The following is a 23,992-nucleotide window of genomic DNA, read 5'->3' on the forward strand; positions in this document are numbered from 1 at the left end:
GACCTGTACCGCTGGAGCATGACTGAACAACGTTGCGGCCTCGTTGCCGTCGTCGGCGCGCCCAATGCCGGCAAATCCACCCTCGTCAATGCGCTGGTCGGCCAGAAGGTCGCGATCGTCAGCCCCAAGGCGCAGACGACCCGTGCCAAGCTGCTCGGCGTCGCGATGGAGGGCGATGCGCAGATCCTGCTGGTCGATACCCCCGGCATCTTCGAGCCCAAGCGCCGCCTCGACCGCGCGATGGTCGCCGCCGCCTGGGAAGGCGCGGAGGGCGCCGACATCCTGGCGCTGGTCGTCGACGGCAAGGGCGGGATCGGCCCCAAGGTGACCGCGATCGCCGAGTCGATCGCGCACCGTCCCGAGCCCAAGCACCTGATCCTCAACAAGGTCGACATCGCCGACAAGGCGCGGCTGCTGAACCATGCCGAGAAGCTCAACGCGGTGGCGACGTTCGACGAGATCTGGTTCGTCTCCGCGCAGACCGGCGACGGCCTGCCCGAGCTGAAGGCGCATTTCGCCAGGCTGATGCCCGAGGGGCCGTGGCATTATCCCGAGGACCAGGTGTCCGACGCCACCGAGCGCGCGCTCGCCGCCGAGGTGACGCGCGAGCAGATCTATCTCCAGCTCCACGCTGAACTCCCCTATGCCAGCGCGGTCGAAACCGAGGCCTATAAGGAGCGCGAGGACGGATCGGTCGAGATCCACCAGCAGATCCTGGTCGAACGCCCGACCCAACGCGCCATCGTGCTGGGCAAGAACGGTATCCGTATCAAGGAGATCGGGGCGAAAGCGCGCGAGGAGCTGGCGCGGATCCTGGGGCACAAGGTGCATCTGTATCTGCACGTCAAGGTCAAGCCGGGCTGGGACGAGGATCGGTCGGTCTACCGGGATATCGGGTTGGACTGGGTGGATTGATCGTTTTTTTGGGGGGGGGCTCGGTGAGACACCGGGCCCTCCCCCATCCCCTCCCGCCTGCGGGAGGGGTGCGTTGCTTGGCTGGTATCCGGCACATGCGACACGATCATCGCCTGCGGAAGCGCTTACCCTTCGGGCTTGGCACGCTCCTCCCGCAAGTGGCGGGGGTGCGTTGCTTGGCTGGTATCCGGCACACGCAACACGATCATCGCCTGCGGAAGCGCTTACCCTTCGGGCTTGGCACGCCCCTCCCGCAAGCGGGAGGGGATGGGGGAGGGCAGGGGCTAGGCGATCCCCTCGCCAAGACGCGCCAAGGCCCAGCCCGCTGCCTCGACCACCACCGGATCGGCATCCCCGAGCAACCCCCGCAACACCGGCACCAGCGCCGCAGACCCGCTGTTGCCCGCCGCGATCGCGGCGTTGCGCACCATGCGATTGCGCCCGATCCGCTTGATCGGAGACCCCGCGAACACCTGCCGGAACTCCGCATCGTCGAGCGACAGGATATCTCCCAGCTCCGGCGCGGTCAGCTCGGCGCGGGGATGGAAGGCCATGTTCGCCTGTGCCGCCGCCGCGAACTTGTTCCACGGGCACACCGCCAGGCAATCGTCGCAGCCATAGATGCGGTTGCCGATCGCGGCTCGGAATTCCTCCGGGATCGGCCCGGCATGTTCGATCGTCAGATAAGAGATGCAGCGCCGCGCATCCAGTTGATAGGGCGCCGGAAACGCATCGGTCGGGCAGGCGCGTTGACAGGCGTCGCAGCGTCCGCACGTGTCCCTTGCGACGGGATCGGACTCCAGTGCCAGGGTCGTGTAGATCGCGCCGAGGAACAGCCAGCTCCCATGGTCGCGGCTGACCAGATTGGTGTGTTTGCCCTGCCACCCCAACCCCGCCGCCTCGGCCAGCGGCTTTTCCATCACCGGCGCGGTGTCGACGAACACCTTCAGGTCGCACGCCGCCTCCTGCGCCAGCCAGCGACCCAGCGCCTTGAGCTGGCGCTTGACCACATCGTGATAATCCGCCCCCTGCGCATAGACCGAGATGCGGCCGATCCGCTTTTGCCCGGCGAGGCGCATCGGGTCTTCGGCGGGGGCATAGCTGACGCCGAGCGAGATGATGCTCTTCACCTCGGGCCACAGGCTGGCGGGGCTCTGGCGCTGATGCGCGCGGTCGGCCATCCAGATCATCGAGCCGTGCCGCCCCTCGGCCAGCCATTGGTGCAGCCGCGCGACGGTCCTGGGCGCGGCATCGGCATGGGTGATGCCGACCGCCGCGAAGCCCAGTTCGGCCGCCTTCGCCTTGATCCGGGTTTCCAGCTTGTCTTCCGCCACGCCCGCCCGCTACCACAATGGCTCAGGGAGGAACAGTTGCGTGGATAATCAGTGGGCGGTCACCGCCTCGGGCCTCGCCAAGCGATTCGGTGAGCGCAATGTCGTCGATGGCGTCGACATCGCGGTTCCGACCGGTGCGGTGTACGGCGTGCTCGGCCCCAATGGCGCGGGCAAGACGACGACGCTGCGGATGCTGCTGGGCATCATCGAGCCCGATGCCGGGCACCGCACGCTGCTGGGCCACGAACACCCGCGCGACGCCAGCGACCTGGTCGGCTATCTGCCCGAGGAGCGCGGCCTCTATCCCGCGATGAAGGCGCGCGAGGCGATCGCGTTCATGGGCGCGCTGCGTGGTCTCGACTGGGCGACCGGGCGGGCGCGGGCGATCGAACTGCTCGACCAGGCCGGGCTGGGCCACGCCGCCGATACCAAGATCCGTAAATTGTCGAAGGGCATGGCGCAGTTGGTCCAGCTGCTCGGCTCGGTGGTGCACCGGCCCCGGCTGCTGGTGCTGGACGAACCCTTTTCGGGGCTCGATCCGGTCAACCAGGAACGGCTCGAAGGGTTGATCCTCGGGGAGCGGGACCGGGGGGCGACCATATTGTTCTCCACCCACGTCATGGCCCATGCCGAGCGGCTGTGTGACCGCCTCGCGATCATCGCGGGCGGGCGGCGGCGGTTCGAAGGGACGGTCGACGAGGCGCGCGGCATGTTGAGCGCGCGTGTCCGCTACCGTCCGCGCGACCCCGACCGGGTGTCCCCCGAATTGCTGCCGTCCGACGCGACGCGGGAGGGCGCCGATTGGCGCTTCGTGCTGCCGGAGGATGGGATAGAGCCGGTGCTGGAGCGGCTGCTCGCCGGTGGGGCGGGGATCGTGAATCTGTCGATCGAACGCCCCAGCCTGCATGAGGCCTTTGTCCGCATCGTCGGCGAGCCGGTAGAGGAGAAGGCGGCATGAGCCCGTCGCGTCGACTGATCCGCCAGACGATGACGATCGCGCGCCGCGATTTCGTCGCGACCGTCTTCACCCCGATCTTCCTGCTCTTCCTCTTCGCGCCGCTGATCATGGTCGCGTTCAGCACCATCGGTGCGATGGGCGCGCAACAGGCGGCCGATCACGGCTCCGACCGGGCCAGGATCGTCGCGATCGTTCCCGACGCGCTGGCAAGCGCGGTCGTCGACGCCGATCGGCGCGCGCGTACCGTCTTCCGTCGGGACGAGGAACCGCCCGCCCTCATCCTGCTCACCCCGGCGGCGGAGAGTGCCGTTCAGGCGCGCAAGACGTTCGAGGCCAAGGATTATGACGCGATGGCGGTGCTTTACGGTCCGCTCGACCGGCCGACCATCCTCTATGGCCCGCGTGGCGCGCGCGCGGCGGACTATCTCACCGTACTGGCCGCCAGCGCGCTGTCGGCCGAGCGGCTGGGCGGCACCCTGCCCAAGGTCGATGTGAAAAGAATCGCGTTCAGTCGCCAGCGTGCCAGCCTGGGCGGGCAGAACCAGACCGCGTTCCTGGCGGTGTTCGGGGTGTTCTTCCTGACCCTGTTCCTCGCGGGGCAGGTTGTCGGCACCATGGCGGAGGAACGATCCAACAAGGTGATCGAGGTGCTGGCGGCCGCGGTTCCGCTGGAGGCGGTGTTCCTCGGCAAGCTGCTCGGCATGTTCGGCGTGGCGGTGCTGTTCATCGGCTTCTGGGGCACGGTACTCGGCCAGGTGACGAGCGTGCTGCCGCCGTCATTCAGCGGCATGGTCGGGGAGCTGTCGCCTGCCATCGGTATGCCGATGTTCACCCTATTGTTCGTGACCTATTTCACCATGGCCTATCTGTTGCTCGGATCGGTCTTCCTGACGATCGGTGCGCAGGCCACGACGATGCGCGAAATCCAGATGCTGTCGCTGCCCATCACCATCGTCCAGGTCGGGATGTTCACCCTGACGCTGAGCGGCCTGTCCAAGCCCGATAGCTGGCTGGCGGTGATCGCCGAGGTGTTTCCGCTGTCGTCCCCCTTCGCGATGGCGGGGGTCGCGGCGGCGAGCGATTCGCTCTGGCCGCATGCGGTGGCCCTGGCGTGGCAGGCGCTGTGGGTGGCGATCTTCGTGACGCTGGGTGCCCGGTGGTTCCGGCGTGGGGTGCTGCAATCGGGCAGCATCCGGCCGTTCTGGCGGCGCAAGGGCGGATAGCGCGCAAAGTTCGGCAGGATCGATGCGGAGCCCTTATCGGGTGCGGGCTCCATTCCTATCTTGGGTTTATGACCGCATCGTCCTCTGATCGCCGCGCTTTTCTGTCGCTCATCGGACTGGGTGCCGTGGGCGTGGGGCTCTCCGCCTGTGGCCGCCAGGCCGAGGCGGCGGAGCGCTATCCCGTCGCGATGAGCGATGCGGCCTGGCGCCAGAAGCTGGGCCCGGCGGCGTATGACGTCCTGCGGCAGGAAGGAACCGAGCGGCCCTATTCCAGCCCGCTCAACGATGAGCATCGCAGCGGCATCTTCGCCTGCAAGGGCTGCGCGCAGCCGGTCTTTTCGTCAAAGACCAAGTTCGAGAGCGGGACCGGCTGGCCGAGCTTCTGGGCGCCTTTGCCCCGCGCGGTCGGCACGAGGAGCGACCGGTCGCTGATGATGGAGCGGGTCGAGGTGCATTGCAGCCGGTGCGGCGGGCACCTCGGTCATGTGTTCGATGACGGGCCGAAGCCTACCGGCAAGCGATACTGCATGAACGGTGTGGCGATGACGTTCCGGGCGGCGTGATCGCGGCTCGGGCGCGTGGGCCCCGACTTCGTTCACGCTGAACGGGGCGGGGATTATCGGCCCTCACCGTCGCTCGCACGAAGCGAAGGGGACGCGCACGTCCCGCGCCTGCTCCGGGAAATTACTCGACCGGTGCCGCGAAGGTCAGGATACCGCTGACGCGGCCATCGGTGCGCGAGGCGATCTGGGTGGTCGGCAGGTCGGCGACGTTGCTCTTGTGACCCGAGTAGATGAAGCCCTTGGTCGGATAGGCCGAGGTGCCCAGGTCGCCGTTCGGGCCGTACCACACCTTGACCATCGACCAGTCGTTGTTGGGCGAGACGTCGACCGCGCGGACGTCGCGCTCGATACCGCCGCGACGCGACCAGTTGGCGTGGGTCAGCAGGACTTCGCGGTCGCTGACGACCCGGCTGACCATGGCGACATGGCCGACGCGCATCCGGCGGGTGGATTCGAACGCGAGGACCGAACCGGTCTGGGGGGTGTGGCCACGCTCGTAGCGGCCCTCGGCCTGGCCCCACCAGGTGTTGGCGTTGCCATGAAGGTCGATGCCCGACACTTCACGGGCATAAGGGGCACACTGCCAGAACTGCGCGGCAGCAGGGGTGGCCATCATCAGGCCGCACGATGCCATCAGCGCGAATCGCACTGCAAACGCCTTGAACTTCACAGGACCCCCCGGTCGGAATGTCGGTGTGAGCTTCGATTAACCGGGGCTTTATCCGTTGGAAAGCGCGGCCGGAACCATATCCGGTGAACGGTGTTCGGGCGGCGGTGACCTGAAAAATCGGCGGCGAAACGAAAATTTCGTTCCTCGTTTCACCGCCGATTGGCCTCGGTTCAGCGTCCGAGCAGGCGATCGACCGTGACCTGGGTCACGGCATGATAGCCCGGACGGGCCTTGTCATAGATTCGCTTGGCCAGCGCCTTGCCCCATTCGCCCTGTCCCTGAAGCTGCTGGAAAAGCGGCGCGACGAACTTGCGGCGCCCCTGCGAGGTCAGGAACCGCTCGGCCGACGCTTCGGCCGGTGCGTAGCGGTTGGCGAGCGCCAGGCGCAGCCATGCGAAGCGGATTTCGCTGTTGCCCGTCTCGTTCCAGTGGAAGCGTCGGTCGAGCGCGCCGAGCCGTTCGACCGACAGCTTGCGGGGAAGCTGGTCGAGGAAGCGGACATATTCCTGCGTGGTGACCTTGTCTGGCACCGCCGAGACCGGGCCCCCGGCGGCGAATGCCTTGGCCGCCGCGTCGATCGCGGGGAAGGCATCGGAGCGGACATGGACCGCGTTGGCGGGGATGCCGGGCTGATAGACCCACGCATCGACGCCGATCTTCTCCGCCTCGCCGGGCTTGAGCAGATTGGCCTTCAGGTCGCGGAGGAACCCCGCGCTGGTCTGCGGCTGGAAGGCATGGCGATCGAAATAACCGCGCAGATAGGCATCCCAGCGCGCCCGGCCGACGACCGATTCGATGGTGCGCAGGAACGTCGCGCCCTTGTCATAGGCGATCTGCGTCATGCCGTCGTCGGGGTCGCGCGCGGCATCGAGGTCGAGGTGCAGCTTGGTGTCGGCGGACTGCGGGCCGCCGGCTTCCTTCACCGCATTCTGCATGTCGGTCCATGCGAGATCGGCCTCCATGGCGGCACGGCGCTTGCCATACATCGCCTCCATGATCCGGTTCTCGAAATAGCTGGTGAAGCCTTCGTTCAGCCAGAAATCGTCCCAGGTCGCGTTGGTGACCAGATTGCCCGACCAGCTATGGGCCAGCTCATGCGCGATCAGGCTGACGAGGCTGCGGTCGCCCGCCAGCACGGTCGGCGTCGCGAAGGTGAGGGTGGGGTTCTCCATACCGCCGAACGGGAAGCTCGGCGGCAGGACCAGCACGTCGTAGCGACCCCAGCGATAGGGTCCGTACAGGCCCTCGGCGGCGGTGACAAAGGTGTCGAGCCCGGCGAACTCCCACGCCGATTTGTCGAGCATCGCGGGCTCGGTCCAGATGCCGGTATGCGCGCTCAGCGCCTTGAACTTCAGGTCGCCGATCGCGAGCGCGATCAGATAGGGGGCGACGGGCTTGTCCATATGGTAGCTGGCGGTGTGGCGGCCATCGGTGCAGGGCGTCTCGCCCGTCCGCTCGCCGCTCATCACGACGGTCAGCGCGCAGGGGGCGTTGATCGTGGCATCCCAGGTCTGGCGGATGCCCGGCGAGTCCTGGGTCGGGATCCAGCTACGGTTGAGGATCGCTTCGCCCTGGCTGAACAGATAGGGCTGCTTCTTTCCCGCCGTCTGTTCGGGCGACAGCCATTGCAGCGCCTTGGCGCCGGGCGCGGACGCATAGGCGATCCGCACGGTCTTGTTACCGTTCAGCGTGATGGACAGCGGGGTGCCATGCACCGCATCGCCGCCGCCGACCGAATAGGGCAGGGGGCGGTTTTGGCCGTCGGTCACCGAGACGATCCGCAGGCCGTTGTCATCGACGACCAGCGTTCTGGCATCGGGCCTCGCGTCGACCGACAGGGTGGCGATCCCGCGCATCACATGGGTCTCGAAATCGGCATAGAGATTGAGCGAGACATGCGTGACCCGCGCCTCCAGCGGTCGCGCGAAGCTGTGCACGTCGCGGGCGTCCGGGCTGGTCAATATGGGCGCGATCGTCGGCACGGACGACGTGGCGGAGGCAGGGGCTTGGGCGGCGAGCAGCATCGCCAGGGCGGCAACGGACATGGACACTCCGAATGGAAAAGGCCGAATGGAAAAGTCTGAATGGGACAGGATGATTGCACCATAACCGTATCGCGGCGGAATGTTAGGGCTCTGGACGCAGGCGCGCGGCGTCACCAGCTAGAGCATATGGATGAACTGACGCTGGCGGTGGTGGGGATCGACTTTCCCAACGAGGACAAGGCGCGAAGCAATCGACGCTTCGAGGCGATGGCGTCGGCGATCGGCGACCCGGTGACGCTCCGGCCCGACCCGCGCAACCGGCACGACCCGCAGGCGGTCGCGGTCTTCAGCCAGCGGGACGTGCAGCTCGGCTATCTCTCCGCCGAACGCGCGTCGATGATCGGTGCGCGGTTGCGACGCGGCGAGGAAGCCGTCGCCATCTATCAGGGGCTGAAGGGATCGGTCGCCTATATCCGGGTGCGATTCGGCGGCGGCGCGCCGACCCTGCCGCCGGTTCGTGCCGATGATGCGCCCGCGCCGGTCTCGCCCGATGACGGCTTCTATCCCGATCCGGACGGGCCCGAATGGGGGGCGTGACGCCGTTGTGGTCGCCGCGCAAAAGAAAAGGGAGCCGAAACCGGCTCCCTTTCCCCGCATGGTTCGCCATGCGGTGATGGTCGGGGCGGCGTTTCCACCGCCCCCGACGATCAGTTGCTGTCCGCGTTGTCGTCCTTGACGATCGCGACGACACCGATGGCAACGACGCCAGCGGCGATCAGCGCGGCCAGGATGCCGCCGCCGGCCAGCTTGTTGCTCTTGGCGGTCGGAGCCGACGCGCGCACCGAGTTCGACACCGACAGGCTCGAAGCCGGGTTGGCCGGAGCAGCAGCGACCGGAGCAGCGACCAGAGCGGTGGCGGCGACAGCAGACAGGAACTTCATCATAATCATTCTCCCATGGCGAACGACCGCCAAGACGCGGTGGTGTTCTTCGTCCCGTTAGCGCATACGCGCACAAACGTAAAATTGTTCCTGCACCGCATCAATTTTTTCGCAACCGCAGGGAACATTCTCGAAAAGTAAAAATTCGTTAACCAATTCAGTAGGGATGCTGGCGCGGTTACTGTCGTTCGGCGCCGCATCGTGGCGGTCGCCAGCCCCAGGTCCGGGCGCATCATCGGCCGCCGTCGCGCCGGGTCAGCGCCGCGACGCAGCTTGCCCGGTCGATCGCGCTGCCGTCCGGCTCGCGCGCGTCGAGATAGGTGACGCGCGGCTCGCCGCCGTCCTTCGGGTAGAGATAGGCATCGAGGACACAGAAGCTGCCCTGGAACTGCAATTTGCGCGCGGCCCCCTCGCGGACATCGGCGTCGGGCGCGCCGAACAGCGCGGTGAGCCCGGCCGCATCCTGGCCCAGGACGCGCTCCAGCCCGACCTTGGTATAGGGCACAGCGACCGGGGCCATGCCGCCGCTTCGCACCGGTGCGGCGGTCTGCGGCACGGTACAGCCCGCGACGAGGATGAGGAGCAGAAGCAGCAGTAGCGCGGGGGACCGGATCATGCCTGTCGTCTCATGTGGAAGAAATGGGTGGCCATGCTCGCACCCAGCACGGGGGCCAGCAGGTTGAGGCCGGGAACCACGAAAAGCGCGGCGGCGGCAAGCCCCAGCAGGAACCGCGCGGGTCCGGTCGCCTTGCGCCAGCGACGCATCGCGGCGCCGTCCATATGCCGCGCCGCGACCATGTCGCCCAGGTCGCGGGACAACAGCCAGGCATTCACCAGCAGGAACGCCGCCGCGGTGCCGACGCCCGTCGCCAGCAGCACGATATAGACCGGCAGGAGCAGCAGGTTGATCCCCACCACGCGCAACCCCGATCCCAGCCCCATCGCCATGCTGCGTGGCAGCGCCACCGGTCGCGCGCTTTCGAGCGCCTGGGGATAATGCCTGGCCTCCACCGCTGCTACGATATCGTCGGCGAAGATGCCGACGACGGCGACCGCGACCGCGCGAAAGGCGAGCCATAGCGCCAATATCTCGGCCACTAGGGTCAGCGCGGTCGACCAGCCTCCCGCCTGCGTGCCCAGCCAATCCGCCAGTGCGGCGCGCACCCCCCACCACAGGCCGATGCCAGCGATCGCGAACAGCGCGAAGGTCACGGCCAGCGAACGGACGAGCACCCGGCGGATCGCGGGATCGCCCAATTGGGACAGCGACAGAAAGAAGGCGCGGAACATCCCGGTGGGATGGCGCGGCGCGGGCCCCCAAGTCAATGTGGTGCAGGGACGCGGTGGCATGTCTTGCGCGGGGCAAGGGCGCTGACTAGGGCGGCGATATCATCTGAATGTTCCGGAGCCCGTTACTTGACCAACCCCACTTATGACGTGGTGGCGATCGGCAATGCGATCGTCGACATCCTCAGCCCCGCCGAAGACGATTTCATCGCCGAACAGGGTATGACGAAGGGGGCGATGCAGCTCGTCTTCTCGCCCGAGGAAGCCGATGCGCTCTATGCCAAGATGGGTCCGGGCCGCGAGATTTCGGGCGGCTCGGCGGCGAACACGCTCGCCGGTATCGCCGCGCTGGGCGGCAAGACCGCATTCATCGGCCAGGTCGCCGACGACCAGCTCGGCGAGGTCTTCGCGCACGACATCCGCGCGGCGGGCGTTCGCTTCGACACGGCCGTCCGTCCGGGACAGCCGACGACCGCGCGCTGCATGATCTTCGTCAGCCCCGACGGGCAGCGGACGATGAACACCTTCCTGGGCGCGTCGCACTACCTGCCCGCCGAGGCGCTCGACCGCGCGCTGATCGCCGATGCGGCGTATCTGTATATCGAGGGCTATCTCTGGGATCCCGAGGAGCCGCGTGCCGCGATGCGCGCCGCGATCCAGGTCGCGCGTGAAGCGGGCCGCAAGATCGCCTTCACCGCCTCGGCCGAGTTCGTGATCGACCGCCACCGCGCCGATTTCCACGCGCTGATCGATGGCGGGATGATCGATGTGATCTTCGCCAACGAGACCGAGATCGTCGCGCTGACCGAGACGGCGGATGTCGAGGCCGCGATCGCCGCGCTCCAGGACAAGGTCGAGACACTGGTGGTGACGCTCGCCGAAAAGGGCGCTCTGGCGCAGCGCGGCGACGAACGCGTGACCGTGCCCGCGCACCCCGTCGACAAGGTGATCGACACCACCGGTGCGGGCGACCTGTTCGCGGCGGGCTTCCTCTATGGCCAGACCCATGGCCAGGACCTGAAGGCCTCGCTGACCCTCGGCGCGGCCTGCGCGGCCGAGATCATCAGCCATTTCGGCGCGCGGCCCCAGGTCGACCTGAAGGCGCTGGCCGCCAGCCTCTGATCCCTGTCCTCCCCAAGCGCTGCCTGGGGAGGGGGGGCAAGAAGCCGGGAAACGCAAAAAGGGCCGGGGGATCGCTCCCCCGGCCCTTTTTCGTGCCCGTCCCTTCGATCAGCGATCGAGCGGCCTGGCGGTTTCCGGCTGCATGGCGGCGTCGTCGACCACGTCGATCACCCCGCGACCGACATGGCTGCGGCTGCGGCTATAGCCGAAATAGATGACCAGCCCGATCGCGCCCCAGATCGGCAGCACCAGCTTGGCCGTCAGCGGCAGCGACAGATACAGGACGACGCAGCCGATGATCGCCATCGGTGCGACGATAAAGACGGCGGGCGTGCGGAACGGCCGATGCCGTGACGGATCGGTCCGACGCAGCACCATCACCGAGGTCGCCACCATGAAGAACGCGAACAGCGTGCCCGCGTTCGAATAATCGGCCAGCTTGCCGACCGGCAGGATCGCCGCCGCGATCCCGGCGGCCAGCCCGGTCAGCAGCGTGACGACGTGCGGGGTGCGGAAGCGGGGATGGACCGAGGCGAGCCTGGCGGGCAGCAGGCCGTCGCGCGCCATGGTGAAGAAGATGCGCGTCTGGCCGAACATCATCATCAGGACGACCGACGGCAGCGCGAGCACGGCGGCCAGGCCGACCAGGCGGCCGATCATCGGCCAGTTGATCGTGTCGAGCACATGGACCAGCGCCTCCTTCGAGCAGACCAGCGGCTCGATGGCGCCCGACGCGACGATCGCGGCACAGCGGCCCGCGATTTCGGGCGTACCCGGCGACAGGACCTGACCCGTCAGCGAGGCGACCGGCTGTGCGCCGATGGCACCGATCGCGCCACCGGCGACCAGCAGGTAGAAGACGGTGCAGATCGCCAGGCTGGCGATCAGGCCGATCGGCACGTTGCGCTGCGGGTTCTTGGTTTCCTCCGCCGCCGTCGACACCGCGTCGAAGCCGACATAGGCGAAGAAGATCGACGCCGCCGCACCCAGCACGCCGAGGCCCGACGAGCTGAACGGATTGCCGATACCGGTCGGCAGGAAGGGGTGGAAATTGTCCGCGTTGGCGACCGGGATGGTCAGCAGGACGAAGGCGGTCAGCGCGGTGATCTTGATCGCGACCAGGATCGCGTTGACCCGAGCGCTCTCGGTGGTGCCGATGATGAGCAGCCAGGTGACGAACGCCACGACGATGACGGCGGGCACGTTCACCCAGCCGCCGACCGCCATCGCCTGGGTCAGGTCGGCGCTGGGCGCCGCACCGAAGGCGAGATACATATGCGCCATCAGCGCATCGGCGTTGCTGATCGCGGCGGGGACGTGGAATCCGATGCCGTTGAGCAGCCCGACCGCATGGTTGGACCAGCCGACCGCCACCGCGCTCGCGCCGACCGCATATTCGAGGATCAGGGCCCAGCCGACCATCCAGGCGAGGATCTCGCCGGTCACGGCATAGGTGTAGGTGTAGGCCGATCCGGCGACCGGCACCATCGAGGCCAGCTCGGAATAGCAGAGCGCCGCGACGGCGCAGATGAAGCCCGCGACGATGAAGCTGAGCATCATCCCCGGCCCCGCCTTCTGCGCGGCTTCGGAGGTCAGAACGAAGATGCCCGTGCCGATGACCGCGCCGATACCCAGCATGGTGAGCTGGAACGCGCCCAGCGATCGTTGCAGCCCCTTCTTCTCGGCGGTCGCCAATATGGCGTCCAAAGGCTTAACGCGCCCGAAAATCATGAATCTCCTATCCCCCCAAGGGAAGGGCGGCCCCGATACGGCGCGCACCCGGCGTTCAGTGAATGATGTGGAAGGTTAGCTGCAATTTTATTGCGCGCAATCCCTAAGACGCCGGGATGCGGTCAGGGGAGGGGAAGGGCGATGATAGTTGAACATTTTTCTTCGTAAGCCCCTCCCGCAGGCGGGAGGGGTTTGGGGAGGGCAGGGTATCTCACAGAGACGGCCGCCCGTTGCCTTCCCTCCCCCATCCCCTCTCGCCTGCGGGAGGGGCGTGCCTGGATCAGCGCGCCAGCATCGGCCCCAGCGGCTTGCCCGCCAGGATATGGACATGAAGATGCGGCACTTCCTGACCCGCGTCCGGGCCGATATTCGCGAGCAGCCGATATCCCGGCCGGACCGCCCCGGCCTCGCGCGCGACATGGCCGACCGCGCGGACGAAGCCGGCGATCTCCGCCTCGCTGCCCCGCGCCGAGAAATCGTCCCACGACACATAGGGGCCGCGCGGGATTACCAGGATATGCGTCGGCGCATGTGGCGCGATATCGTGGAAGGCGATCGCCCATTGGTCTTCATAGACGCGGGTCGAGGGAATTTCGTCGCGCAGGATCTTCGCGAAGATATTCTGGTCGTCATAGGGCAGGGTGGCGTCGATCGGCATGGTCGATACTCTCCGAACGGGAATTCAGCGCGGCCGCGTGGCCTTTTCATCATGCCCCGACACGCCCTCGCGCCGCGCCAGTTCGGCACGGACGTCGTCCAGCGAATGCCCGGCATCGGTCAGCAGAACGATGAGGTGGAACATCAGGTCGGCGGCCTCCGACACGATCTTGTCCGGCTGTGCCATCGCGGCGATGACCGTCTCGACCGCTTCCTCGCCCAGCTTCTGCGCGATCTTCGGGCGGCCCCTGGCGAAAAGGCTGGCGGCATAGGAAGCGGCGGCGTCGCCCTCGTCGCGGCGGGCGCGGATCGTGGCTTCCAGGCGGTCGAGCATGTCCATGCCCGCGTGGGTGCCGCCAGACGCCGCTCCCGTCAATCCTTCCGGTTGCGGCGGCGCAACGCGCGTCGCAGGAACCAGATCGCACCGATCGCCACGACGAACAGCGCGACGTCCGACAGCTCGGGATGGGTGCGGACGTTGACGACATCGCTGTGGCCATTGGCGGCGGTCATGACGGTGAGCGGCATGGCGCGAGTTTAGCAGCGTCTCGCTTGTGGGTCATCCGGGGGATTTCGGTTCACGCGAAGCCGCGATGCCGCGACAGTCTTCTGGATTTGGGCGGAGGCGCGGGGGGGGGGGGGGGGGGGTATTGGGACGCCGGTTTACCCGCTCGTCGAAAAGGCGCGGTCTCCCGATCGCGCATTGCCCGGATCCTTCGCGTCTTCGCGCGAAAATCAATGCGTCCGAACCGGCACCCCCGCCGCGGCGAGCGCCCGGTGGGCATCCGCGATCGACGCATCGCCGAAATGGAAGATCGACGCCGCCAGCACCGCCGAGGCATGACCGTCGCGCACGCCCGCGACGAGATCGTCCAGCCCACCGACGCCGCCCGACGCCACCACCGGCACGCTGGTCCGGTCGGCGATGGTGCGGATCAGCTCCAGATCGTACCCACCCCGGGTCCCGTCCCGATCCATCGAGGTGACCAGCAGTTCGCCCGCGCCCAGCTCGGCCAGCCGCAGCGCATGGGCGACCGCGTCGATCCCGGTCGCGCGCCGTCCGCCATGGGTGAACACCTCCCAGCCATCCGCCGTCCGCCTCGCATCGACGCTGGCGACGCAGCACTGGCTGCCGAATCGCTCGGCGATGTCGGAGACGGTTTCCGGACGGCTGACCGCGGCGGAGTTGACCGCCACCTTGTCCGCGCCCGCCAGCAGCAGCGCGCGCGCATCCTCCGCCGTGCGCACCCCGCCGCCGACGGTCAGCGGCATGAAGCATACCGCCGCCGTCCGCCGCACCACGTCCAGGATCGTGCCGCGCGCCTCAAGGCTGGCGGTGATGTCGAGGAAGCAGAGTTCGTCCGCGCCCGCCGCGTCATAGGCGCGCGCCTGTTCGACCGGATCGCCCGCGTCGATCAGGTCGACGAAGTTGACGCCCTTGACCACGCGCCCATTGGCGACGTCGAGGCAGGGGATGACGCGCGCGCGAACGGTCATGCGGCGGCCGCCACCGACAGCGCCGCCGCCAGGTCGAGCCGCCCGTCATAGAGCGCGCGGCCGGTGATGACGCCCTCGACACCCTCCTGATGATGAAGCGCGAGCATATGGATGTCGCCGATCCCCGCGACGCCGCCGCTGGCGATCACCGGAATCCGCACCGCACGGGCGAGGTCGACGGTCGCGGGCACGTTGCAGCCCTTGAGCATCCCGTCGCGGCCCACATCGGTGAACAGCAACGCGGCAACGCCCGCATCCTCGAACCGCCGCGCCAGATCCTCGACCGAGACGTCCGACACATCGGCCCATCCGCGAGTCGCGACCATGCCGTCCCTGGCATCGACCGCGACGACGATCCCGCCGGGATAGGCCTTCGCCATATCGCGGACGAAATCCGGATCCTCCAGCGCCGCCGTGCCGATCACCACGCGCGACACGCCCAGATCGAACCAGCGCTCGACATTCTCCGGCTTGCGGATGCCGCCGCCGAGTTGGACGTGGCCGGGAAAGGCCTCGACGATCGCCTGCACCGCTTCGCCATTGACCGATTGGCCCGCGAACGCACCGTCCAGGTCGACGACGTGGAGATGTTGCGCGCCCGCTTCGGCAAAGAGCAGGGCCTGATGCGTTGGATCGTCGCCATAGACGGTCGCGCGGTCCATATCGCCCTCGGCCAGGCGGACGACCTGGCCGCCCTTCAGATCGATGGCGGGGAAGACGATGAGGCTCACGGATGCCACTCCAGGAAACGGGTCAGGAACGAGAGGCCGTAGCGCTGGCTCTTCTCGGGATGGAATTGCGCGCCGACCACGGTGTCGCGGCCGATCGCGGCGGTGACGGGGCCGTCATGGTCGGTCGTCGCCAGCACATGCTCGCCGGTAAAGGCATAGCTGTGCAGGAAATAGGCCTCGCCCGGCACGATCAGGGGATGCTCGCGAGAGGGCCGGACATCGTTCCAGCCCATATGCGGCACCTTCGCCGCCGGGTCGCGGGGCGCGAGGCGCGAGACCCGGCCGGGGATCCAGCCGAGCCCGCGATGCTCGCCCATCTCCTCGCTGGTCTCGGCCAGGAGCTGCATACCGACGCAGATTCCCAAGAAAGGCCGCGTGCGGGTGAGGGCGGCATCGCGCAATGCCTCCTCGAGCCCGTCGACGCTGCGCAGATGCGCCGCGCACGCGCCGAACGCGCCGACACCGGGGAGGACGACCCGATCGGCCCGGGCGATCACGTCCGGGTCGGCGGTGATGACCACATCGCTCGCTCCCGCCGCGCGCAAGGCGTTTTCGACCGAGTGGAGGTTGCCCGATTCGATATCGACCAGCGCCAGCGTCACAACATGCCCTTGGTGGAGGGGATGGCGTCCGCCTTGCGCGGGTCGATCTCGACCGCCATCCGCAATGCGCGGGCGAGGCCCTTGAAGATGCTCTCGGCGATGTGATGGTTGTTGTGGCCGTGGAGCAGTTCGACGTGGAGCGTGATCCCCGCTTCCAGCGCGAAGCTGTGGAACCAGTGCTCGATCATCTCGGTCTGGAGCGTGCCCAGCATGGGGTTGGTGAACGGCACCTTCCACACCAGCCAGGGACGACCCGAAATGTCGAGCGCGGTGCGGGTCAGCACCTCGTCCATCGGCGACAGCGCCTCGCCATAGCGATAGATACCGCGCTTGTCGCCCAGCGCCTTGGCAAAGGCCTGACCGATCGCCAGCGCGCTGTCCTCGGTCGTGTGGTGGCCGTCGATATGCAGGTCGCCCTCGACCTTGACCGACAGGTCGATCAGCGAATGCCGCGACAGCTGGTCGAGCATATGGTCGAGAAACCCGATGCCGGTGGCGTTCTGATAGACGCCGGTGCCGTCGAGATTGACGGTGACGTCGATGACGGTTTCCGCGGTGGCGCGGTGGACGGAGGCGGTGCGCATGGCCTCTCCCTTAAACACCTATCCGTCCCATGCAATCTTGACCCGCGATCAAAGGCCGCTAGTCCATGGCGCATGACCGAAGGATTGCCCGACAGCCTCATCCCCTATGACGACATCGTGCAGGAGGCCCTGCGCGCCGTGGTGGGGCGTGTGCTCGGCCCGGTGGCGGAGACGGGGCACCTGCCCGGCACCCACCATTTCTATATCACATTCAAGACCCAGGCGCCGGGCGTGGACATTCCACAGCGGCTGATCGAGCGTTTCCCCGACGAGATGACCATCGTCCTGCAGAACCGATTCTGGGATCTGACGGTGGACGAGAATCGCTTTTCGGTGGGGCTAAGCTTCAACCAGGTGCCCTCGAAGCTGGTCATCCCCTATTCGGCGATCACCCGCTTCCAGGATCCCGAAGTCCAGTTCGAGCTGGGCTTCCACGTCGCGGACGATCCCCAGGGCGATCCCGATCCGCATGGCTCGGCCGAGAATGACGAGCCGGTGGGCAAGCCCGTCGAGGACGGCAGCAACGTCGTCGCGGTGGATTTCAAGCGGAAGAAATAAGGGACGACGGAGGCGGCGCGCTTTACACTCACCGGGAACACAATCCCCACCCGGTGAGTCCCTGTCCCCATGACCGAAACCCGTACCGAAACCGATTCGATCGGTCCGATCGCCGTTCCCGCCGCCGCCTATTGGGGCGCGCAGACCGAACGCAGCCTGGAAAACTTCCCTTTCGGCGCGCGCGAGCAGATGCCGGTCGGCATCGTCCACGCCCTGGCGATCGTCAAAAAGGCCGCCGCGCGGATCAATCGTGGCCATGGCCTGGCCGCCGAAAAAGCCGATGCCATCGAGGCGGCGGCGCAGGAAGTGATCGACGGGCGCCACGACGACCAGTTCCCGCTGGTGATCTGGCAGACCGGCTCCGGCACCCAGTCCAACATGAACGCCAATGAGGTGATCGCGGGCCGCGCCAACGAGATGCTGACCGGCGCACGCGGCGGCAAGTCGCCGGTCCACCCCAATGACGACGTCAATCGTGGCCAGTCCTCCAACGACACCTTCCCGACCGCGCTCCACGTCGCGGCGGCGCTCGCCGTGACGAAGCAGCTCCTCCCCGCGCTCGACCGGCTCCGCGCCGCGCTGGAGGCCAAGGCGCGCGAATGGGATTCGATCGTCAAGATCGGCCGCACCCATTTGCAGGACGCGACGCCGCTTACGCTGGGCCAGGAATTTTCGGGCTATGTCCAGCAGCTCGCCAATGCGCGCGACCGGATCGAGGGGACGCTCCATCGCAACATCCTGCCCTTGGCGCAGGGCGGGACGGCGGTCGGCACGGGGCTCAATGCGCCGAGCGGCTTCGCCGAGGCGATCGCGGCGGAGATCGCGGAGGCGACCGGGCTCGACTTCGTCACCGCGCCCAACAAGTTCGAGGCGTTGGCGAGCAATGACGGGCTGGTCGACCTGCACGGGACGCTCAACGTGCTGGCGGTGGCGCTGACCAAGATCGCCAATGATATCCGCCTGCTCGGCTCGGGCCCGCGCTCGGGGCTCGGCGAATTGGAACTGCCTGCCAACGAGCCGGGCAGCTCGATCATGCCGGGCAAGGTCAATCCGACCCAGTGCGAGATGCTGACCATGGTCGCCGCACAGGTGATCGGCAACAACGCCGCCGTGACGGTGGGCGGGTTGCAGGGGCATCTCGAACTCAACGTCTTCAAGCCGTTGATCGGTGCGAATGTGCTGCGATCGATCCACCTGCTGGCGGTCGGCATGGAGAGCTTCGCGACCCGGACGGTCGATGGCATGACCGTCAATCGCGAACGGATCACCGACCTGCTCGACCGGTCACTGATGCTGGTGACGGCGCTGGCGCCCGAGATCGGCTATGACAATGCGGCCAGGATCGCCGAACATGCGCATCAGAAGGGGCAGACCTTGAAGGAGGCCGGTCTCGAACTCGGGCTGGTCGACGAGGCGACCTTCGACCGGGTGGTGCGACCGGAGCTGATGCTGGGACGGTGATTCCCGTGGCCGTCGACTTCGCTCAGGCTGAACGGGAATTCGGGACCAAGCCCTCACTCCCGTTCAGGCCGGGCATAGTCGAAGCCCAAGGGACTTACCCCCGATCCTCCCACCCCTTGGCCGGATAAGCGGGCAGGGCGATCCGGTAATGGATCGCGGCGCCGCGCAGGACGAATCCGGCCAGCGCCGAAATCGGACCCGCCAGCGGCACGCCCAATTGCATCAGCACGACATAGCTGGTCGAGGACAGCGCGGCGGCGGTGACGTAAAGTTCCGGGCGCATCAGGATCGATGGCTCGCCCGCGATCACGTCGCGGATGATCCCGCCGACACAGGCCGACATCACGCCAAGCATCGCCGCCGGGATGGGCGAGATACCATAGCTGCTCGCCTTGGCCGCGCCATAGACGGCATAGGCCGCCAGCCCCGCCGCGTCGAACCAGTCGAGCGTGCTGCCCCGCCACCAGCGCTCGGGCGTCGCCCATACGGTGATCGCGGCGATCAGGCAGACGACCGGGACGCGGGGGTCATGCACCCAGAAGACCGGCGCATCGATCAGGAGGTCGCGCAGCGTGCCGCCACCGACGCCGGTGATCAGCGCGAAGAAGACCAGGGTCACCATCGTCTGGCGATGCCTGGCCGCGACCAGTGCGCCCGACACCGCGAATACCGCCAGTCCCGCCAGATCGAGCCAGGGCATCACGGCAGGCAGCATGGCGGTCGGTTCGGGCAGCATCGCGCCGGACCCTATAGCGCCCGTCCCCTCTCGGAAAGGCCGTCCCGGAAATGAACGGCACGTTATCTCGCGTTCATGCAACGGACAGTAGAATACGGACGTTACGGCACCAGATCATTTCGAAAGGAACATTGTCATGCGGAAATTGATGCTCGCTTTGGGGTGCACGGCGATGGTCGTCCCCTCGCTGGTCCTGCCCGCGACCGCCGCCGATGCGCAGCGTCGCTACAAGTATCGCGAGTGGCGCGATGACCGCGGCCGCGTCCGCTGCCGCAAGCCCGACGGGACCACGGGTCTGGTCGTCGGTGGCGTGGCGGGTGCGCTGCTGGGTCGGACGATCGACACGCGCGGCGACCGCACGCTGGGTACGCTGGGCGGCGCCGCCGTCGGCGCGCTGGCGGGTCGCGAGGTCGAGCGCAGCACCAGCAATCGTCGCTGCCGCTAACCTCACGCGACGCGCACCGTCGCGGCGGCATGAAGGGCGTCACCGTTTCGGTGGCGCCCTTTTGCTGTGCGTGGAGTCCGGGAAACTGTCCCGTCCGTGAACGCAAGGTAGTTTTCAGTTAACGCAACGTCGCCACCAAGATGGGCGTTAAACCCACATCATAGACGGGAGAATAGTCATGCGTATCGCTCTGTTGTCGGCGACGATCGCCGCCACCGCATTTACCGCCATGCCTGCCGCAGCGCAGCGTAATGGCTATGAGGCACGTCAGGAATATCGCGAAGACGTGCGGGATGCCCGCCGCGACTATCGCCGCGATGTCCGCAACGCCGATTCGCGTCGCGACGTCCGTGAAGCGCGCAAGGAGTATCGCGAGGACATTCGCGACGCGCGCAAGGACTATCGCCGCGACATGCGCAACGTGGCCTGGCGCAACTACGACTATAATCGCTTCGAACCGGGTCAGCGCGGCTATTATGCCGAGCGCTATTATCGCGACGGCCGCTATTATCAGCCGCGCGCATTGGGACGCAACGACCGCATCTATCGCGGTATGAACGGCCGCTTCTACTGCCGCCGCAATGACGGGACCACCGGGCTGGTGATCGGCGGACTGGCAGGCGGTGCGCTGGGCAACGTCATCGCGGGCGGCGGGTCACGCCTGCTGGGCACGGTGATCGGTGCGGGCGGCGGCGCGCTGCTGGGGCAACAGATCGATCGCGGTCAGGTTCGCTGCCGCTAAATCATCGACGTTCGAGGGGACGGCCCGGCGGGGAGACTCGCCGGGCCGTTCGCCGTTCAGATGAAGCCGCCGCCGAGCATCAGTCGAAGGCCGAAGATCAGGATGAGGATCAGGTTGAGGTTGCGCCCGCTGTTGCGCGATGACAACGCACCCACCGCCGCGCCGACGATCGCGATGGGGATGACGAACCAATAGCCCCAGGCGAAGAACGGCAGGAACGGTACGATGCCGAGCAGAAGCGCGACCACACCGATGACGATCGAGAACAGGTTCAACATGCGGGCAAGATGGCGTCGCGGCGCGCGTTGCACAAGCGGCGACGCGACGATCCCGCACCGGGACGCGCGGCCGGGGCGGGTGGTACACGGTTAACGATCGGGTTGCATCCCCATGCTAGGGAAGGGGGCATGAAGGCACTATCCCGACATATGCTGATCCCGCTCGGATGTCTGATGCTTGCCGGTTGCGGGGGCGCGAATGACGACGATGCGCAGCTCAACGCGCTCGACAAGGAACTCGCCGCGATGAACGACGGCAGCCCGGCGCGCGATCCGCAACTGCGCGAAGCGTTGGGCGGACAGATCATGGTCGACCCCGGCCTGACCCAAAGCGCCAACGCCAATGCGCTGCGCCCGCCGAACCAGCCCGCGAGTGACAAGGTCCCGTCGCTGCCGCTCGCCCCCGATCCGGTCGATGCCAGGTCGCTGAAGTCCGCGCCGCCCGCGTCGCGCGACTGCCCCGAATGCCGCGCCTCCGCGAGCGCGTTCACGCTCGCGGCCAAGGCCGGGCAGCAGGCGGGCAACGCGGCCTGCCTGTCTGGGCTGCGCTATTCGGCGGCATGGGCGCAGCGTCTGCCGGGCGCCTTCGCACCCTATCCCGCCGCGCAGGTGGCGGAGGCGGCGGGTAACGACGCGGCCGGTTGCGGTCTGCGCATCGTCAGCCTGCGGACCTCGGCCGCCGCGAGCAAGGTCATCGATTATTACTACACCCATGCCAGCGGAGCGGGCTATTCCGCCGAGCACAAGATGGACGGCGCGCAGCATGTCCTGGGGGGCACACGCGGAGATGCCGCCTATATGGTCTATGCGACCCAGCGCTCGGGCGGCGGCACCGATGTCGATCTGGTGGTGAAGGGCGGGTAGGGGGCGACGCCACCGCCAGCCTTTCGGGGGCGGAATCCGATGCTTCAACGCCCGTCCAACTCGAATCGCTTGTCCTTTGCGCGAAACGTCGGCTTACGCTAGGGGAGCGGGATTATGTCACCGCTTCTACTCGTGATGCTGGGCGGCGCGCTGGGCTCGGGGGGACGGTATCTGACGGGGCGCGTGCTGACCGAAGCACTCGGCTCCGGCTTTCCGTTCGGAACGCTGGCGGTCAACTGGGTCGGCTGTCTCGCCATGGGCGTGCTGGCGGGCGTGCTCGCGCGGATTGGCGGGCATGAGGGGTGGCGGCTGTTCATCGGCGTCGGCGTACTGGGGGGCTATACGACCTTCTCCGCCTTTTCGCTGGACACGATCACGCTGATCGAGCGCGGGCAGAGCGGCACCGCGCTGGCCTATGTCGCGCTGTCGCTTTTGGGTTCGCTGGCCGCGCTATGGGCGGGGCTATGGATGACGAGGATTTTCGCATGACGGACTTTGTCCGCCAATTCACGGTCGGCTATGACGACGACGGTATCCGGCTCGACCGCTGGTTCAAGCGGCATCTGCCCGACACCAGCTTCACCCTCGTCGCCAAATGGGCCCGCACCGGGCAATTGCGCGTCGACGGCGCGCGCGCCACGCCGGGCGACCGGATCCAGGCGGGGCAGGTGTTGCGCGTACCCCCCGCCGAGCCCGCGCCCGCCGAAAGCGCCAAGCCCAGCCGTCCGCGCAATTCGCTGACCGAGGACGAGATCGCGTTCGCGCGCGAACTGGTGATCCACAAGGACCGCGACGCGCTGGTCCTCAACAAGCCGCCGGGCCTGGCGACGCAGGGCGGGACCAAGACGACGACGCATGTCGACGGCCTGCTCGACGCCCTGCAGTTCGAGGCGGAGGGACGGCCCAAGCTGGTCCACCGGCTCGACAAGGACACGTCGGGTGCGCTCCTGGTCGCGCGCAACGCGCGTTCGGCGGCCTTCTTCGCCAAGGCGTTTTCGGGGCGCACCGCGCGCAAGATCTATTGGGCGCTGGTGGTCGGCGTTCCCTCGATCGACGACGGCACGATCGAACTGCCGATCGCCAAGCAGCCGGGCACCGGCGGCGAGAAGATGCATGTCGACGAGGAAAACGGCCAGTCGGCGCGCTCGCGCTACCGCGTGATCGAGCGCGCGGGCAATCGCTGCTGCTGGGTCGAGTTGCAGCCGTTCACCGGTCGCACCCACCAGCTTCGCGTCCACATGGCGGCGATCGGCCATCCGATCGTCGGCGACGGCAAATATGGCGGCGCGGCGGCGTTCCTGACCGGCGGGATCAGCCGCAAGATGCACCTTCATGCGCGCCGCATCCGCGTCGATCATCCCGATGGCGGGCGCATCGACCAGACCGCCGAGCTGCCGAGCCATTTCGCCGAATCAATGAACCAGCTCGGCTTCGACGAGATTCGCGGCGACATCCTGCCCCAGGACGAGGATCGCGGCCCCCCGCCCAAGGAGGTGCTCAAGCAGCGCGCCAAGGCGCACGCCAAGCAATATCGCAAGGAACGGCGCGGCGAACGGCGGGGTCGCGGCGAGCGCTGACGCCGCATCCGGCCGCTGGCGGACACGGCAAACCCCGCCGACCTTTCGGCCGACGGGGCTCCGTGACGAAGTCGGGGAGGGGGCGGCGCCCCCTCGAAGCTTCGGATTAGCGGCAATAGCCGGGGTTGTTCGACTTCTCGATCGCATGACCGGCCAGCGCACCGGCGCCACCGCCCAGGATCGTGCCGAGGGTACGGTCACCACGGGTATCGATGGTGCGGCCCAGCAGGCCACCCGCGATCGCGCCGACGATGGTGCCCGTCGTGCCGCTGTTGCAGCGCTGCGGACCACGGTTGTAATAGCCGCGATCATAGCCGCCGCGACGGTCGTAATAGCCACGGTCATAGCCGGGGCCGCGATTGTAACCGTCCGAATAGGCGCCGCCATAGGCGCGGTCGTAGCGGTCGTAATAACGCTGCGCCGAAGCGGCGGTCGGAACCATGGCCGTGGCGCCGACAGCAAGGGCAGCGGCAGCGAGCGAGAGCTTCTTGAACATCACAATCTCCCTTGATCTTTTAACCGGCGGCGGCG

The 23,992-nt window shown here is 67.4% G+C and carries 30 protein-coding genes; 13 read left to right on the forward strand and 17 right to left on the reverse strand.

Features of this window, described 5'->3' with window-relative positions; genetic code table 11:
- Positions 1 to 18: 18 nt before the first annotated feature.
- Positions 19 to 915: a GTPase Era gene (gene era, locus LRP66_RS04180; protein WP_230481249.1), complete on the forward strand. Its 897-nt coding sequence runs from the start codon at positions 19 to 21 to the stop codon at positions 913 to 915.
- A 284-nt stretch (positions 916 to 1,199) separates the two neighbouring features.
- Here era and queG read toward each other — a convergent pair whose 3' ends face one another.
- Complete coding sequence (queG, locus tag LRP66_RS04185; protein ID WP_230481250.1) at positions 1,200 to 2,249, reverse strand: tRNA epoxyqueuosine(34) reductase QueG; 1,050 nt, start codon at positions 2,247 to 2,249, stop codon at positions 1,200 to 1,202.
- A gap of 40 nt (positions 2,250 to 2,289) precedes the next feature.
- Between queG and LRP66_RS04190 the strand changes: the two genes are divergently transcribed.
- The 3 genes from LRP66_RS04190 to msrB all read left to right on the forward strand — a co-directional run bounded on the left by LRP66_RS04190 (position 2,290) and on the right by msrB (position 4,993).
- Entirely contained in the window at positions 2,290 to 3,207 is a 918-nt protein-coding gene (locus LRP66_RS04190) for an ABC transporter ATP-binding protein (protein WP_230481251.1), read from the forward strand.
- On the forward strand, positions 3,204 to 4,430 hold the full coding sequence (locus tag LRP66_RS04195; protein ID WP_230481252.1) for an ABC transporter permease: 1,227 nt from the start codon (positions 3,204 to 3,206) through the stop codon (positions 4,428 to 4,430). The genes LRP66_RS04190 and LRP66_RS04195 overlap by 4 nt, the downstream gene beginning before the upstream one ends.
- Positions 4,431 to 4,498: 68 nt before the next feature.
- Positions 4,499 to 4,993, forward strand: coding sequence for a peptide-methionine (R)-S-oxide reductase MsrB (msrB, locus tag LRP66_RS04200; RefSeq protein ID WP_230481253.1), 495 nt, complete (start codon positions 4,499 to 4,501; stop codon positions 4,991 to 4,993).
- A gap of 121 nt (positions 4,994 to 5,114) precedes the next feature.
- On the opposite strand, the gene LRP66_RS04205 is transcribed toward msrB, so the two are convergent.
- Both LRP66_RS04205 and LRP66_RS04210 read right to left on the reverse strand, forming a co-directional pair.
- On the reverse strand, positions 5,115 to 5,627 hold the full coding sequence (locus tag LRP66_RS04205; protein ID WP_230481453.1) for a CHAP domain-containing protein: 513 nt from the start codon (positions 5,625 to 5,627) through the stop codon (positions 5,115 to 5,117).
- Positions 5,628 to 5,833: 206 nt separating this feature from the next.
- Positions 5,834 to 7,708 carry a M1 family metallopeptidase gene (locus LRP66_RS04210; protein ID WP_230481254.1) on the reverse strand — a complete coding sequence of 625 codons (1,875 nt, stop codon included), beginning with the start codon at positions 7,706 to 7,708 and terminating at the stop codon, positions 5,834 to 5,836.
- Between the two features lie 126 nt (positions 7,709 to 7,834).
- On the opposite strand from LRP66_RS04210, the gene LRP66_RS04215 reads away from it, so the two are divergent.
- Entirely contained in the window at positions 7,835 to 8,245 is a 411-nt protein-coding gene (locus LRP66_RS04215; protein WP_230481255.1) for an HIRAN domain-containing protein, read from the forward strand.
- Between the two features lie 110 nt (positions 8,246 to 8,355).
- Here LRP66_RS04215 and LRP66_RS04220 read toward each other — a convergent pair whose 3' ends face one another.
- From LRP66_RS04220 to LRP66_RS04230, 3 genes are all read right to left on the reverse strand, one after another.
- Positions 8,356 to 8,592 carry a hypothetical protein gene (locus tag LRP66_RS04220; RefSeq protein WP_230481256.1) on the reverse strand — a complete coding sequence of 79 codons (237 nt, stop codon included), beginning with the start codon at positions 8,590 to 8,592 and terminating at the stop codon, positions 8,356 to 8,358.
- Positions 8,593 to 8,821: 229 nt separating this feature from the next.
- The gene (locus LRP66_RS04225; RefSeq protein ID WP_230481257.1) at positions 8,822 to 9,205 is read right to left on the reverse strand and encodes a hypothetical protein; all 384 of its coding nucleotides are present in this window, start codon (positions 9,203 to 9,205) and stop codon (positions 8,822 to 8,824) included.
- Complete coding sequence (locus tag LRP66_RS04230; protein ID WP_230481258.1) at positions 9,202 to 9,879, reverse strand: EI24 domain-containing protein; 678 nt, start codon at positions 9,877 to 9,879, stop codon at positions 9,202 to 9,204. Before LRP66_RS04230 ends, LRP66_RS04225 begins: the two co-directional genes overlap by 4 nt.
- 126 nt (positions 9,880 to 10,005) lie before the next feature.
- On the opposite strand from LRP66_RS04230, the gene LRP66_RS04235 reads away from it, so the two are divergent.
- Positions 10,006 to 10,998: an adenosine kinase gene (locus LRP66_RS04235; RefSeq protein ID WP_230481259.1), complete on the forward strand. Its 993-nt coding sequence runs from the start codon at positions 10,006 to 10,008 to the stop codon at positions 10,996 to 10,998.
- A gap of 108 nt (positions 10,999 to 11,106) precedes the next feature.
- Here the strand turns inward: LRP66_RS04235 and LRP66_RS04240 are convergent, their stop codons facing one another.
- From LRP66_RS04240 to hisB, 8 genes are all read right to left on the reverse strand, one after another.
- Entirely contained in the window at positions 11,107 to 12,729 is a 1,623-nt protein-coding gene (locus tag LRP66_RS04240; protein ID WP_230481260.1) for an amino acid permease, read from the reverse strand.
- Between the two features lie 280 nt (positions 12,730 to 13,009).
- Entirely contained in the window at positions 13,010 to 13,387 is a 378-nt protein-coding gene (locus LRP66_RS04245; protein WP_230481261.1) for a histidine triad nucleotide-binding protein, read from the reverse strand.
- Between the two features lie 24 nt (positions 13,388 to 13,411).
- Positions 13,412 to 13,726, reverse strand: coding sequence for a phosphoribosyl-ATP diphosphatase (locus LRP66_RS04250; RefSeq protein WP_230481454.1), 315 nt, complete (start codon positions 13,724 to 13,726; stop codon positions 13,412 to 13,414).
- A 32-nt stretch (positions 13,727 to 13,758) separates the two neighbouring features.
- Positions 13,759 to 13,914 carry a hypothetical protein gene (locus LRP66_RS04255; protein ID WP_230481262.1) on the reverse strand — a complete coding sequence of 52 codons (156 nt, stop codon included), beginning with the start codon at positions 13,912 to 13,914 and terminating at the stop codon, positions 13,759 to 13,761.
- 207 nt (positions 13,915 to 14,121) lie between these two features.
- Positions 14,122 to 14,883 (reverse strand): imidazole glycerol phosphate synthase subunit HisF, encoded by a 762-nt coding sequence (gene hisF, locus LRP66_RS04260; protein ID WP_230481263.1) that lies wholly within the window; start codon positions 14,881 to 14,883, stop codon positions 14,122 to 14,124.
- Positions 14,880 to 15,614: a 1-(5-phosphoribosyl)-5-[(5-phosphoribosylamino)methylideneamino]imidazole-4-carboxamide isomerase gene (gene hisA / locus LRP66_RS04265; protein WP_230481264.1), complete on the reverse strand. Its 735-nt coding sequence runs from the start codon at positions 15,612 to 15,614 to the stop codon at positions 14,880 to 14,882. Before hisA ends, hisF begins: the two co-directional genes overlap by 4 nt.
- Positions 15,611 to 16,216, reverse strand: a complete 606-nt coding sequence (gene hisH, locus LRP66_RS04270; RefSeq protein ID WP_230481265.1) for an imidazole glycerol phosphate synthase subunit HisH — start codon at positions 16,214 to 16,216, stop codon at positions 15,611 to 15,613. Before hisH ends, hisA begins: the two co-directional genes overlap by 4 nt.
- Positions 16,213 to 16,800, reverse strand: a complete 588-nt coding sequence (hisB, locus tag LRP66_RS04275) for an imidazoleglycerol-phosphate dehydratase HisB (protein ID WP_230481266.1) — start codon at positions 16,798 to 16,800, stop codon at positions 16,213 to 16,215. Before hisB ends, hisH begins: the two co-directional genes overlap by 4 nt.
- A 72-nt stretch (positions 16,801 to 16,872) precedes the next feature.
- Between hisB and LRP66_RS04280 the strand changes: the two genes are divergently transcribed.
- Both LRP66_RS04280 and fumC read left to right on the forward strand, forming a co-directional pair.
- The gene (locus LRP66_RS04280) at positions 16,873 to 17,358 is read left to right on the forward strand and encodes an SspB family protein (RefSeq protein WP_230481267.1); all 486 of its coding nucleotides are present in this window, start codon (positions 16,873 to 16,875) and stop codon (positions 17,356 to 17,358) included.
- A gap of 69 nt (positions 17,359 to 17,427) precedes the next feature.
- A complete protein-coding gene (fumC, locus tag LRP66_RS04285) occupies positions 17,428 to 18,819 on the forward strand; it encodes a class II fumarate hydratase (protein WP_230481268.1) in 1,392 nt (463 codons plus the stop codon).
- A gap of 94 nt (positions 18,820 to 18,913) precedes the next feature.
- Here the strand turns inward: fumC and LRP66_RS04290 are convergent, their stop codons facing one another.
- Positions 18,914 to 19,555 (reverse strand): trimeric intracellular cation channel family protein, encoded by a 642-nt coding sequence (locus LRP66_RS04290; protein ID WP_230481269.1) that lies wholly within the window; start codon positions 19,553 to 19,555, stop codon positions 18,914 to 18,916.
- A gap of 136 nt (positions 19,556 to 19,691) precedes the next feature.
- Here LRP66_RS04290 and LRP66_RS04295 point away from each other — a divergent pair, with 136 nt between their 5' ends.
- Together LRP66_RS04295 and LRP66_RS04300 are read left to right on the forward strand one after the other, a co-directional pair.
- Complete coding sequence (locus LRP66_RS04295; RefSeq protein ID WP_230481270.1) at positions 19,692 to 20,000, forward strand: glycine zipper 2TM domain-containing protein; 309 nt, start codon at positions 19,692 to 19,694, stop codon at positions 19,998 to 20,000.
- Positions 20,001 to 20,178: 178 nt separating this feature from the next.
- Positions 20,179 to 20,742: a glycine zipper 2TM domain-containing protein gene (locus tag LRP66_RS04300; RefSeq protein ID WP_230481271.1), complete on the forward strand. Its 564-nt coding sequence runs from the start codon at positions 20,179 to 20,181 to the stop codon at positions 20,740 to 20,742.
- A gap of 56 nt (positions 20,743 to 20,798) precedes the next feature.
- Here the strand turns inward: LRP66_RS04300 and LRP66_RS04305 are convergent, their stop codons facing one another.
- Positions 20,799 to 21,020: a hypothetical protein gene (locus LRP66_RS04305; RefSeq protein ID WP_230481272.1), complete on the reverse strand. Its 222-nt coding sequence runs from the start codon at positions 21,018 to 21,020 to the stop codon at positions 20,799 to 20,801.
- Positions 21,021 to 21,149: 129 nt separating this feature from the next.
- Between LRP66_RS04305 and LRP66_RS04310 the strand changes: the two genes are divergently transcribed.
- From LRP66_RS04310 to LRP66_RS04320, 3 genes are all read left to right on the forward strand, one after another.
- Complete coding sequence (locus LRP66_RS04310; RefSeq protein ID WP_230481273.1) at positions 21,150 to 21,884, forward strand: hypothetical protein; 735 nt, start codon at positions 21,150 to 21,152, stop codon at positions 21,882 to 21,884.
- Between the two features lie 114 nt (positions 21,885 to 21,998).
- Entirely contained in the window at positions 21,999 to 22,373 is a 375-nt protein-coding gene (gene crcB, locus LRP66_RS04315) for a fluoride efflux transporter CrcB (RefSeq protein ID WP_230481274.1), read from the forward strand.
- Positions 22,370 to 23,461, forward strand: a complete 1,092-nt coding sequence (locus LRP66_RS04320) for an RluA family pseudouridine synthase (protein WP_230481275.1) — start codon at positions 22,370 to 22,372, stop codon at positions 23,459 to 23,461. The genes crcB and LRP66_RS04320 overlap by 4 nt, the downstream gene beginning before the upstream one ends.
- A gap of 106 nt (positions 23,462 to 23,567) precedes the next feature.
- Here LRP66_RS04320 and LRP66_RS04325 read toward each other — a convergent pair whose 3' ends face one another.
- Complete coding sequence (locus LRP66_RS04325) at positions 23,568 to 23,957, reverse strand: glycine zipper 2TM domain-containing protein (protein ID WP_230481276.1); 390 nt, start codon at positions 23,955 to 23,957, stop codon at positions 23,568 to 23,570.
- Between the last annotated feature and the right edge of the window lie 35 nt (positions 23,958 to 23,992).

The organism is Sphingomonas sp. Leaf21 (assembly GCF_916858675.1).
GTDB lineage: Bacteria > Pseudomonadota > Alphaproteobacteria > Sphingomonadales > Sphingomonadaceae > Sphingomonas.

Excerpts from the sequence above, each read along its gene's own strand:
- LRP66_RS04240 (WP_230481260.1), bottom strand. The coding sequence starts at position 12,729 with ATGATTTTCGGGCGCGTTAAGCCTTTGGACGCCATATTGGCGACCGCC.
- LRP66_RS04320 (WP_230481275.1), top strand. The coding sequence starts at position 22,370 with ATGACGGACTTTGTCCGCCAATTCACGGTCGGCTATGACGACGACGGT.
- LRP66_RS04290 (WP_230481269.1), bottom strand. The coding sequence starts at position 19,555 with ATGCTGCCCGAACCGACCGCCATGCTGCCTGCCGTGATGCCCTGGCTC.
- LRP66_RS04295 (WP_230481270.1), top strand. The coding sequence starts at position 19,692 with ATGCGGAAATTGATGCTCGCTTTGGGGTGCACGGCGATGGTCGTCCCC.
- LRP66_RS04195 (WP_230481252.1), top strand. The coding sequence starts at position 3,204 with ATGAGCCCGTCGCGTCGACTGATCCGCCAGACGATGACGATCGCGCGC.
- LRP66_RS04225 (WP_230481257.1), bottom strand. The coding sequence starts at position 9,205 with ATGATCCGGTCCCCCGCGCTACTGCTGCTTCTGCTCCTCATCCTCGTC.
- hisB (WP_230481266.1), bottom strand. The coding sequence starts at position 16,800 with ATGCGCACCGCCTCCGTCCACCGCGCCACCGCGGAAACCGTCATCGAC.
- LRP66_RS04325 (WP_230481276.1), bottom strand. The coding sequence starts at position 23,957 with ATGTTCAAGAAGCTCTCGCTCGCTGCCGCTGCCCTTGCTGTCGGCGCC.
- crcB (WP_230481274.1), top strand. The coding sequence starts at position 21,999 with ATGTCACCGCTTCTACTCGTGATGCTGGGCGGCGCGCTGGGCTCGGGG.
- LRP66_RS04300 (WP_230481271.1), top strand. The coding sequence starts at position 20,179 with ATGCGTATCGCTCTGTTGTCGGCGACGATCGCCGCCACCGCATTTACC.
- LRP66_RS04205 (WP_230481453.1), bottom strand. The coding sequence starts at position 5,627 with ATGGCATCGTGCGGCCTGATGATGGCCACCCCTGCTGCCGCGCAGTTC.
- fumC (WP_230481268.1), top strand. The coding sequence starts at position 17,428 with ATGACCGAAACCCGTACCGAAACCGATTCGATCGGTCCGATCGCCGTT.
- LRP66_RS04215 (WP_230481255.1), top strand. The coding sequence starts at position 7,835 with ATGGATGAACTGACGCTGGCGGTGGTGGGGATCGACTTTCCCAACGAG.
- LRP66_RS04220 (WP_230481256.1), bottom strand. The coding sequence starts at position 8,592 with ATGATGAAGTTCCTGTCTGCTGTCGCCGCCACCGCTCTGGTCGCTGCT.
- LRP66_RS04210 (WP_230481254.1), bottom strand. The coding sequence starts at position 7,708 with ATGTCCGTTGCCGCCCTGGCGATGCTGCTCGCCGCCCAAGCCCCTGCC.
- LRP66_RS04280 (WP_230481267.1), top strand. The coding sequence starts at position 16,873 with ATGACCGAAGGATTGCCCGACAGCCTCATCCCCTATGACGACATCGTG.
- LRP66_RS04230 (WP_230481258.1), bottom strand. The coding sequence starts at position 9,879 with ATGTTCCGCGCCTTCTTTCTGTCGCTGTCCCAATTGGGCGATCCCGCG.
- LRP66_RS04310 (WP_230481273.1), top strand. The coding sequence starts at position 21,150 with ATGAAGGCACTATCCCGACATATGCTGATCCCGCTCGGATGTCTGATG.
- msrB (WP_230481253.1), top strand. The coding sequence starts at position 4,499 with ATGACCGCATCGTCCTCTGATCGCCGCGCTTTTCTGTCGCTCATCGGA.
- LRP66_RS04255 (WP_230481262.1), bottom strand. The coding sequence starts at position 13,914 with ATGCCGCTCACCGTCATGACCGCCGCCAATGGCCACAGCGATGTCGTC.
- LRP66_RS04245 (WP_230481261.1), bottom strand. The coding sequence starts at position 13,387 with ATGCCGATCGACGCCACCCTGCCCTATGACGACCAGAATATCTTCGCG.
- era (WP_230481249.1), top strand. The coding sequence starts at position 19 with ATGACTGAACAACGTTGCGGCCTCGTTGCCGTCGTCGGCGCGCCCAAT.
- LRP66_RS04250 (WP_230481454.1), bottom strand. The coding sequence starts at position 13,726 with ATGGACATGCTCGACCGCCTGGAAGCCACGATCCGCGCCCGCCGCGAC.
- LRP66_RS04305 (WP_230481272.1), bottom strand. The coding sequence starts at position 21,020 with ATGTTGAACCTGTTCTCGATCGTCATCGGTGTGGTCGCGCTTCTGCTC.
- hisF (WP_230481263.1), bottom strand. The coding sequence starts at position 14,883 with ATGACCGTTCGCGCGCGCGTCATCCCCTGCCTCGACGTCGCCAATGGG.